The organism is Psychrobacter sp. D2, from assembly GCF_013608135.1.
In the GTDB taxonomy this organism is placed as follows: Bacteria; Pseudomonadota; Gammaproteobacteria; order Pseudomonadales; family Moraxellaceae; genus Psychrobacter; species Psychrobacter cryohalolentis.
This window is the reverse complement of sequence record NZ_JACDXZ010000002.1, coordinates 1-10,351: the sequence shown is the minus strand read 5'-3', so window position 1 is coordinate 10,351 and position 10,351 is coordinate 1. Positions and strand designations below refer to the sequence as shown.

8 protein-coding genes and 1 tRNA gene are annotated in these 10,351 nt (G+C 42.5%); all 9 read right to left on the bottom strand.

Annotated features, from left to right (window positions below; all coding sequences use genetic code 11):
* Positions 1–76 precede the first annotated feature (76 nt).
* Positions 77–4,195: a DNA-directed RNA polymerase subunit beta gene (rpoB, locus tag H0262_RS02740; RefSeq protein ID WP_011514490.1), complete on the bottom strand. Its 4,119-nt coding sequence runs from the start codon at positions 4,193–4,195 to the stop codon at positions 77–79.
* Positions 4,196–4,947: 752 nt separating this feature from the next.
* On the bottom strand, positions 4,948–5,319 hold the full coding sequence (gene rplL, locus H0262_RS02735; RefSeq protein WP_011514491.1) for a 50S ribosomal protein L7/L12: 372 nt from the start codon (positions 5,317–5,319) through the stop codon (positions 4,948–4,950).
* 126 nt (positions 5,320–5,445) lie between these two features.
* Positions 5,446–5,973 (bottom strand): 50S ribosomal protein L10, encoded by a 528-nt coding sequence (rplJ, locus tag H0262_RS02730; RefSeq protein WP_181209610.1) that lies wholly within the window; start codon positions 5,971–5,973, stop codon positions 5,446–5,448.
* Between the two features lie 403 nt (positions 5,974–6,376).
* On the bottom strand, positions 6,377–7,078 hold the full coding sequence (rplA, locus tag H0262_RS02725) for a 50S ribosomal protein L1 (protein WP_011514493.1): 702 nt from the start codon (positions 7,076–7,078) through the stop codon (positions 6,377–6,379).
* Positions 7,079–7,510: a 50S ribosomal protein L11 gene (gene rplK / locus H0262_RS02720; protein WP_010201717.1), complete on the bottom strand. Its 432-nt coding sequence runs from the start codon at positions 7,508–7,510 to the stop codon at positions 7,079–7,081. It lies immediately after the preceding gene.
* A 91-nt stretch (positions 7,511–7,601) separates the two neighbouring features.
* Positions 7,602–8,132, bottom strand: coding sequence for a transcription termination/antitermination protein NusG (nusG, locus tag H0262_RS02715; RefSeq protein WP_011514494.1), 531 nt, complete (start codon positions 8,130–8,132; stop codon positions 7,602–7,604).
* 71 nt (positions 8,133–8,203) lie between these two features.
* The gene (gene secE, locus H0262_RS02710; RefSeq protein ID WP_020444319.1) at positions 8,204–8,692 is read right to left on the bottom strand and encodes a preprotein translocase subunit SecE; all 489 of its coding nucleotides are present in this window, start codon (positions 8,690–8,692) and stop codon (positions 8,204–8,206) included.
* A gap of 51 nt (positions 8,693–8,743) precedes the next feature.
* A tRNA-Trp gene (locus H0262_RS02705) sits at positions 8,744–8,819 on the bottom strand.
* 322 nt (positions 8,820–9,141) lie between these two features.
* Positions 9,142–10,332: an elongation factor Tu gene (gene tuf / locus H0262_RS02700; protein WP_011512793.1), complete on the bottom strand. Its 1,191-nt coding sequence runs from the start codon at positions 10,330–10,332 to the stop codon at positions 9,142–9,144.
* Positions 10,333–10,351 lie beyond the last annotated feature (19 nt).

Here is a 10,351-nt window from a genome sequence, read left to right as displayed (position 1 = left end):
AGGGTTGAGACAAATTACTAAAAGCAGCAGCAATGAGCATACTGCCTTTAGTTGACAACTAAGTTAAACAACGGATTTAGTTGCTTTGTTTTAACTCAATATTGATACCCAGTGATTTGATTTCTTTGGTCAATACGTTAAACGATTCAGGCATACCTGGATCCATATATTGCTCACCATCGACGATGTTTTTGTACATACGCGTACGGCCTTCAACGTCATCCGACTTCACAGTCAGCATCTCTTGTAGCGTATATGTCGCGCCGTAAGCCTCTAGTGCCCAGACTTCCATCTCACCGAAGCGCTGACCACCAAACTGAGCTTTACCGCCGAGTGGCTGCTGCGTCACTAGTGAGTAAGAACCTGTTGAACGCGCATGCATTTTGTCATCGACCAAATGGTTAAGTTTAAGCATATACATATAACCGACCGTTACTTTACGGTCAAACTTCTGACCAGTACGACCATCATACAACGTCTGTTGACCATCGCGATCCATACCAGCAAGCTCTAACAGATCTTTAACTTGGCTTTCTCTTGCGCCGTCAAACACTGCTGTGCCCATTGGAACACCAGCACGCAAGTTGTCTGCTAGCGCCATGATGTCATCATCACTCAAGCTATCAAGATCAACTTGCTCACCGCCGACTTGGTTATAGATTTTGTCTAAGAAGTCACGTAAGTCTTTGATCGCTGCTTGCGATTTAAGCATACCATCGATCTTCTCGCCCAAGCCTTTTGCCGCCATACCCAAATGCGTTTCTAGGACCTGACCGATGTTCATACGAGATGGTACACCAAGCGGGTTCAAGACGATGTCGACGGTATTACCATTTTCATCATAAGGCATATCTTCGACTGGCATAATGCGCGAGACAACACCTTTGTTACCATGACGACCAGCCATTTTATCACCTGGCTGAATACGACGCTTAACCGCTAGATATACCTTAACGATTTTTTGTACGCCATGTTGTAAGTCATCACCAGCGGTTAGTTTGCGTTTTTTCTCAGCAAACTTCACATCGATGTCTTTTTGCTTATCAACCAAATACTCAGCGATTTGCGTTAGACGCTCAGAGATTTCTTCTTCAACAGGCTGAATATCAAGCAAAGTCTCAAGGCTCATATCTTTCATATCAGCCAATGCCATCACTGTACCGGCTTTTAGACCAGAACCACCACTGACTTTTTGACCATCTAATAAGTTACCAATACGACCACGGGCCGCTTCTTCAAAGATACGTAGCTCTTCTTTTAAATCTTTACGATAGCTATCAAGCTGTGATTTTTCAATTGCTCTTGCACGTGCATCTTTTTCAACGCCGTCACGAGTAAAGACTTGAACGTCAATAACCGTGCCTTTGCTTGATGTTGGTACACGTAGCGACGTGTCTTTAACATCAGCCGCTTTTTCACCAAAGATAGCCCGCAGGAGTTTCTCTTCTGGCGTTAGTTGCGTTTCACCTTTTGGCGTCACTTTACCAACTAAGATATCACCAGCATCAACTTCAGCACCGATATAAACGATACCAGCTTCATCGAGACTTGATAGAGCTGCTTCGCCAACGTTTGGAATATCCGCAGTAATCTCTTCGGTTCCAAGCTTGGTATCACGTGCCACACAAGTCAATTCTTGGATATGAATAGTAGTGAAACGATCTTCTTTAACTACTTTTTCAGACAGCAAGATTGAATCTTCGAAGTTATAACCATTCCACGGCATAAATGCGATGCGGATGTTCTGACCCAATGCCAACTCACCAAGATCCGTTGAAGGACCATCGGCCAAGATATCACCTACAGCAATAGCATCGCCTTGGTTAACGATAATACGTTGGTTGATACAAGTGTTTTGGTTAGAACGCGTATATTTAACTAAGTTATAGATATCAATACCGGCTTCACCAGCAATCATCTCATCTTCATTTACACGAACCACAACACGTGAGGCATCAACGTCTTCGATCACACCGCCGCGCTTAGCAATAACACAAACGCCAGAGTCACGAGCAACGTGACGCTCCATACCGGTACCTACTAATGGCTTATCAGCACGTAGCGTAGGGACTGCCTGACGCTGCATGTTTGAGCCCATCAAGGCACGGTTAGCATCATCATGCTCTAGGAATGGAATCAGACCAGCGGCTACCGATACAACCTGACTTGGCGACACATCCATATGCGTCACTTTTTCTGGCGGCATACGGACGAATTCACCATAGCTACGGACACTAACCATTTCATCAGATAACGCGCCATCGGCAGTTACTGGTGAATCAGCCTGTGCAATGACCGTACCGACTTCTTCAATCGCTGACAGATATTCAATAACGTCCGTTACTTTACCATCTACTACACGGCGATAAGGTGTTTCCAAAAAGCCAAAGCTGTTGGTTTTAGCAAAAGTTGCTAATGAGTTAATCAAACCAATGTTTGGACCTTCAGGAGTCTCAATCGGACATACGCGACCATAATGGGTATCATGTACGTCACGTACTTCAAAGCCTGCACGCTCACGGGTCAGACCACCGGGTCCTAATGCAGACACACGGCGTTTATGCGTGACTTCAGACAATGGATTATTCTGATCCATAAACTGCGATAACTGGCTTGAGCCAAAGAATTCTTTGACCGCAGCAGCAACAGGTTTTGAGTTAATCAAATCTTGTGGCGATAAGTTATCAGATTCTGCTGAGCTTAAACGCTCTTTGACGGCACGTTCAACACGTACTAGACCAACACGGAATTGGTTTTCTGCCATCTCGCCTACTGAACGAATGCGACGGTTACCTAAATGGTCAATATCATCGACTTCACCGCGACCATTACGAATCTCGATAAGCTCTTTTAGAACGTTAACGATATCGGCATTGGTCAATACGCTACGTTCACGCTGAATATCAGCGTCATCGGTATCTACAAAATCAAGACCTAAACGACGGTTAAACTTCATACGACCGACATTCGATAAGTCATAACGATCCGCGTTAAAGAACATGCTGTCAAAAAGTTTCTCAGCAGTTTCAACCGTTGGTGGCTCACCTGGGCGCATGACTTTATAAATTTCAATCAAAGCTTCTTCACGGCTTGACGTACTATCAGCGCGTAGCGTATCAGCAATATAACTACCTTGGTCGATATCGTTGGTAAACAGAATACTAAATTCTTTGATAGATTCACTGGCTTCAAACGCACTTAATTTAACCAATAATTCATGGTCAATCAGCGTGTTAGCACGAGCAATAACTTCATCATTAACGATGATGTCTTCGGCTAAAATGCGCTCATATAAGTATTCATCAGGAATCGAGATTTTCGTCATACCGGCTTCTTCAAGCTGACGGATACGGCGAGCATTAATACGTTTGCCCTGCTCAACCACCACGTCACCTGCAGGAGTCACGATGTCGAACTGTGCCATCTCGCCACGTAAGCGATCAGCAACTAGATCAATCTCGAACTGCTCTTCGCCTTTATAAACTCGCACTTTATCAAAGAATAAATCTAAGATCTCAGAAGTGCTTAAGCCTAAAGCGCGTAAAATAATAGACGCCAATAACTTACGACGACGGTCAATACGAGCAAAAACCAAGTCTTTAGCATCGAACTCAAAATCTAACCATGAACCACGGTAAGGAATGATACGCGCGTTATAAAGCACCTTACCACTTGAGTGCGACTTACCTTTATCATGGTCAAAGAACACACCAGGTGAACGATGTAGCTGAGATACGATTACACGCTCAGTACCGTTAATAATAAAGGTACCGTTAGCAGTCATAAGTGGCATCTCGCCCATATAGACGCTTTGCTCACGGATATCTTTAATAGCCGCTTTGCTGTCTTTATCTTTGCTGTCTTTGTCTTTGATGATTAAGCGAATTTTGACACGCATAGGCGCAGCAAATGTCGAACCACGTAAGATACACTCACGCTCATCAAATTCAGGCGTACCTAAATAGTATTCAACGAATTGTAGCTCTGCGTTACCAGAGTGACTCTCAATTGGGAAAATAGAAGAGTATGCAGCTTGCAAGCCAGTATTCTCACGAGCTTTTGGCTTTTTATGCTCTTGCAAAAATTGCTCATAAGAATCTACTTGGATAGACAACAAATAGGGAATGTCCATCACAGTAGGCAATTCAGCAAAACTTTTGCGAATACGCTTTTTTTCAGTATAAGAATATGCCATCGAGAGTCCTTACAGTAAACGTGGAAACAAATTAAAATCGCGGCTGGCGTGCATAAATACTATGCAAACTAAGCGACGTAAACGATAATATAAAACAGGTGTTCTTTTTAAAGCATAGTTAATCTTTTTAAGGCGTTGTATCAATTACTATCTTAACAATCAGTGCTTGCTTTGCACTCTAAATACGATCTTGCTATCGTCATTTAAGTCAGCCTATATGACTGCTCAGAGCGAAAAATTCAATCTTAAAGTGTTGCCAATATGTCACTTTTAAAGCTTAAGTGACAGTTGCTTTATCTAAATATAAATGCGACTAACATTGTGTATAAACGATTTAACATCCAAACTGGTTACTGCCAAAATCAATATCGTCACTGATATATACCGTCTACGAGCCTATATACTGACAGTAAAATCACGCTAGAAAGCTTATTCAATAGTTTTTGATTAGTAATAAATAGGACAATTATAATGCTTATAAATAATAATATTCAGAGTCAATATAAGCGATAATGTTAATAGAAAACGTGCAGACACAAGAAAATGCCAAACATCTATTGACGTTTAGCCACATTATCTGATTTCAATAACTACTAAGTGTGCTTGCATGTATATCGTCTGTCCTTTTGATGGGTATCCACCGTGTTGTTGCTTACGACTGTTGGCAGACACAAAAGGTCAAGCTACGAATTATAGTAAAAAAAAGCTGATAATGCAAGGCATTACCAGCTTTTTTTCGTACTGCCGTTAAACTATTTTAGTTCAACAGTTGCACCAGCTTCTTCAAGTTTCTTTTTCAACTCTTCAGCTTCAGCTTTGTTAACGCCTTCTTTGATTGGAGCTGGAGCGCTTTCAACCAAATCTTTCGCTTCTTTCAGGCCAAGACCAGTAGCTTCACGTACGGCTTTAATTACGCCAACTTTCTTCTCGCCAAAGCTGGCAAGAACTACGTCAAACTCGTCTTTTTCTTCAGCAGCAGCAGCAGCAGGACCAGCAGCAGCAGGTGCAGCAGCAACAGCAGCTGTTACGCCGAATTTTTCTTCCATAGCGCTGATTAATTCAACGATATCCATTACTGACATTTCAGCGATTGCGTTTAACACGTCATCTTTAGATAGTGCCATGAGAACTCTCCGTTATCTGATAAAAATTAATTGATTTTAAAATCGCTTGGATTGCTTGCCAAGTTTTCAAATAGTGCTGGCAATAAAGTGCAATCGGCGATGTCAAAGTTACGTTAAAACAAGCAATTAAGCAGCTTCTTTTGCGTCTTTGATTGCTGCAACAGTGCGAACGAACTTGCCAGGAACTGCGTTCATAGTCTGGACAAGCTTGGTCACTGGTGCATTCATAGTAGCCATCAAGATAGAGATTGCTTCGTCGCGAGTTGGTAGCTTCGATACGCGCTCTAGCTCTTCTGGACCATAAACAACACCACCAACTGATACCAATTTGGTCTCTAAAGCTTTGTGATCTTTGCTGAAGTCAAAAATGACTCGAGCTGCAGATCCCAAATCTTCCATAGAGAAAGCCAAAAGTAATGGACCAGTCATAAGGTCTGACATGCTCTCAAATTTAGTGCCTTCAAACGCACGTTTTGCTAGGGTATTTTTTACCACTTTCAAAACGACGCCTTTTTCACGGGCTTGTTCGCGTAGCTTAGTAAGCTTTGCAACACCAATACCATGATATTCGGCAGCTACTGCTGAGTAAGCATTAGCAGCAACTTCAGACACTTCAGCCACAACTTGTTGTTTTTGCTCTAGCGTTAATGCCATAAGTTGACTCCTTTAATCTAATCAATCATCCTGTAATCTAAATTACAAACTAAGACTGACTTGATACGACACGTTATGAGTATATTTATTAAAAATAAATGTACTCATAACGACTGATTACGGCACCGTTATCAGAATGACATCAAGTGATAGGTTGCCCTATCGGCTCTTATCAACAACTGGGTGGGCCACCGTCTGCGTAGGACAATTAAGATTTTCATCTGTCATCGATTAACAACAGCAGCTCAATGTAATGAATTTTGATCTACAAGAGTCATAATCCATTCTACCAAACCGCTCTCTACCTACGGTCTTAGACAGCATAGCGTTTGCTACGCTGACCTAATTTTTTAAAATATTTTGTCCCATTATTCAAAATCGTTGAATAACAGATCATACTTAATTATTTCGCTGTGCGGTATGGAACTGGATCGATACTTAGACCAGGACCCATGGTGCTAGACAAGGTAATTTTCTTAATGAAAGTACCTTTAGAAGTAGCAGGCTTAGCACGTCTCAAATCTGAAATCAGTGCTTCAGCATTCTGGATTACTTGCTCAGCAGTAAAACCAACTTGACCGATAGTCGTGTGGATAATACCTGCTTTGTCTACACGATACTGTGCTTGACCCGCTTTAGCGTTAAGAACCGCTTCAGCAACGTTAGGCGTAACCGTACCGACTTTAGGGTTAGGCATTAAACCACGTGGGCCTAAGATAGTACCTAATTGACCAACAACACGCATTGCATCAGGAGCAGCGATAACCACGTCAAAGTCCATGTTACCGGCTTTGATTGATTCTGCTAGGTCTTCAAAACCAACGATGTCAGCACCAGCTTCTTTGGCAGCTTCAGCAGCAGCACCTTGAGCAAATACAGCAACGCGTTTGGTTTTACCAGTACCCGCAGGTAGATTGGTTGCGCCACGTACGACTTGATCAGATTTACGTGGGTCAACGCCCAAGTTTACAGCGATATCAATAGACTCTTTAAATTTAAGAGCTGGCAAATCGTTTAGGATTTGAACCGCTTCTTCGATAGTATATTGTTTTTCGTGCTCAATACGGCTATTGATTTCTTTTTGACGCTTAGTAAGTTTACTCATTTACACACCCTCCACGGTAATACCCATTGAACGTGCAGTACCAGCGATGGTACGAACAGCAGCATCAAGATCAGCAGCAGTTAAATCTGCATCTTTAGTCTTAACGATGTCTTCTAACTGAGCACGGTCAACTTTACCGACTTTAGCGGTATTAGGTGTACCAGAACCTTTAGCAATACCAGCAGCCTTACGCAACAAGTACGCAGCAGGTGGTGACTTCATGATGAAGGTAAAAGACTTATCGCTGTATACAGTGATCTCAGTAGGAATCGGTAAACCCGGCTCTTGGTTTGAGGTCGCAGCGTTAAATTCTTTACAGAACGCCATGATGTTCACGCCTTTTTGACCCAATGCTGGACCAATCGGTGGTGAAGGATTTGCTTTGCCTGCAGGCACTTGCAGTTTGATGTAACCATCAATCTTCTTAGCCATGATACTCTCCTAAATGGGTAATAGCGCCAAATCAATGTGGTATAAACCTTATTGACTAACAGCTCCCCGGTTGATGAACTTTTTTGCTGATTTAATCTAGCTTCTCAACTTTACTAAACTCAAGCTCAACCTGAGTCGGTCGATTAAATACGTTTACGGTTAAATGTAATTTAGACTTTTCGTAATCCACTTTTTCAACCAACCCTTTAAAGTCAGTGAATGGACCATCGATAACCAACAACTCTTCGCCCGGCTCAAATAGAGTCTTAGGACGCGGGTCAGTTTCAGTCTGATTCAAACGGTTTAGAATACGATCAGCTTCTACTTCCGTAATCGGCGCAGGCGTCTCTGGCGTACCGCCAACAAAGCCCATAATTCGTGGGCAATCTTTAACGATGTGCCAAGTATTGTCGTTCATATCCATCTGGATCAATACATAACCCGGAAAGAACTTACGCTCGCTTTTACGTTTTTTGCCGTCTTTCATTTCGACGACTTCTTCAGTAGGTACCAATACATCGCCGAAAAATTCAGCGAATTCACTACGATTAATACGATCAGTTAATGAACGCTGTACTTGCTTTTCATATCCTGAAAATGCTTGGACAATATACCAACGCATATCACGCTCCTGATCATTATAAGTAAGTCGTTATCCATAAATCTTGGCTAAACAGTCGCTAATACGCGCCATTAACCAATAAATATGCCAACGAACCAATTAAAAAAGTTATCTAATAGCCAAACTAATAAACCAACAACCGCAATCATGACAATCGTTTGCCATGTATATTGGAAAGTTTCGTCTTTGCCAGGCCAAGTAACGCGGCGTAGTTCTACAGCAGCGTCTTTCAATAAAGTTTTAAATGCACGGCCCTGATTCGTCATTGCAAGACATAACAGTGCAAATACAAAAAGCGCAACGATAATACCAATACGTACCCAAAGGTCATTAGCAGGTTGCCAATAGCCGGGCAGATATTGATTAACTAACGTTGCACCAATTAAAACAACTGCGGCTAGTAACCACAAAATCACATCTTTTACTGAACCCGTCTTAGCAATCTCAACAGCAGTCGTTTGATTACCCGCTGAAATATGCTTATCTTTGGACAGCATTCCACCAGCAACTGCCTTGGCATCAGATAACTTAGTCTCGAGGTTATCTTGATTATTGCTCATAAAGAACTCACTTCGGAGATGGTGGGGTATAACAAAGATGTGATAAGAAGATGGCAGGCGATGTAGGACTCGAACCTACAACCCTCGGTTTTGGAGACCGATGCTCTACCAATTGAGCCAATCGCCTAGGGGTGTTAAGGCTGATAATTATACAAGGTTTTACTAAGAATGCAAGTTTTAAGACGATATTTTATTTACTTAATACAATGAATCATTACTTTAATTAATAAAAGTCAGAAAATTCTGTTTAAAATCAAAAATAGAAGTCAAAATCTGAGATAGATTTATTGCTTTAAATTTTTAAACATACAGACCTTATTTTTACAAATACTAAATTGATTAGCACTTCTGTGATTTAGCAAACCATACCAAAAAAAAGCCACCCTCTTTCGAGGATGGCTTTTGACTAATTATTAACGAAGATCAGATTACTCTGACAGCATTAAGTATTAGTTCAATACGTTAGCAACAACACCAGCGCCTACCGTACGGCCGCCTTCACGAATAGCAAAGCGAAGACCTTTGTCCATAGCGATTGGGTGGATAAGCTCTACGCCCATCTCAACGTTATCACCAGGCATAACCATTTCAGTACCGTCTTGTAATTGGATTGCGCCAGTTACGTCAGTGGTACGGAAGTAGAACTGTGGACGATAGCCGTTTAGGAATGGTGTGTGACGACCACCCTCTTCTTTGCTCAACACATATACTTCAGCGTCAAACTTGGTATGAGGAGTGATTGAACCTGGCTTAGCAAGTACTTGGCCACGTTGTACGTCTTCACGCTTAGTACCACGTAGTAGTACGCCACAGTTTTCGCCTGCACGACCTTCGTCAAGCAGTTTACGGAACATCTCTACACCCGTACAGGTGGTTTTTTGAGTGTCACGGATACCGACGATTTCGATTTCGTCGCCAACGCGTACGATACCAGATTCAACACGGCCAGTTACAACAGTACCACGACCTGAGATTGAGAATACGTCTTCGATTGGCATTAGGAATGCTTTGTCGATGTCACGCTCTGGCTCTGGGATGTAGGTGTCAAGAACGTTTAATAGTTCTACAACGGCTGGTTGACCATATTTTTCTTGTGAGCCTTTTAGGGCTTCAGTTGCAGAACCATGGATGATTGGGGTGTCATCACCTGGGAAGTCATAGTCGCTTAATAATTCACGAACTTCCATTTCTACGAGTTCAAGCAATTCTTCGTCATCAACAACGTCACATTTGTTCATGAATACAACGATGTACGGTACGCCAACCTGACGTGAAAGCAGGATATGCTCACGGGTTTGTGGCATAGGGCCGTCAGTTGCTGATACAACTAGGATTGCGCCATCCATCTGAGCCGCACCAGTGATCATGTTTTTAACATAATCGGCGTGACCTGGGCAATCAACGTGAGCGTAATGACGTGATGGGGTGTCATATTCTACGTGTGAGGTGTTGATGGTGATGCCACGTGCTTTTTCTTCTGGTGCTGAGTCAATAGACGCGTAGTCTTTGGCTTCGCCACCTGAAGTGATTGCAGCTACGGTTGCGATTGCAGCGGTAAGGGTGGTTTTACCGTGGTCAACGTGTCCGATGGTGCCGACGTTAACATGTGGTTTTAGACGTTCAAACTTGGCCTTTGCCATGGGTATTTCCTCTTTTTTT

Excerpts from the sequence above, each read along its gene's own strand:
- rpoB (WP_011514490.1), bottom strand. The coding sequence starts at position 4,195 with ATGGCATATTCTTATACTGAAAAAAAGCGTATTCGCAAAAGTTTTGCT.
- rplL (WP_011514491.1), bottom strand. The coding sequence starts at position 5,319 with ATGGCACTATCTAAAGATGACGTGTTAAACGCAATCGCTGAAATGTCA.
- rplJ (WP_181209610.1), bottom strand. The coding sequence starts at position 5,973 with ATGGCATTAACGCTAGAGCAAAAACAACAAGTTGTGGCTGAAGTGTCT.
- rplA (WP_011514493.1), bottom strand. The coding sequence starts at position 7,078 with ATGAGTAAACTTACTAAGCGTCAAAAAGAAATCAATAGCCGTATTGAG.
- rplK (WP_010201717.1), bottom strand. The coding sequence starts at position 7,510 with ATGGCTAAGAAGATTGATGGTTACATCAAACTGCAAGTGCCTGCAGGC.
- nusG (WP_011514494.1), bottom strand. The coding sequence starts at position 8,132 with ATGCGTTGGTATATTGTCCAAGCATTTTCAGGATATGAAAAGCAAGTA.
- secE (WP_020444319.1), bottom strand. The coding sequence starts at position 8,692 with ATGAGCAATAATCAAGATAACCTCGAGACTAAGTTATCTGATGCCAAG.
- tuf (WP_011512793.1), bottom strand. The coding sequence starts at position 10,332 with ATGGCAAAGGCCAAGTTTGAACGTCTAAAACCACATGTTAACGTCGGC.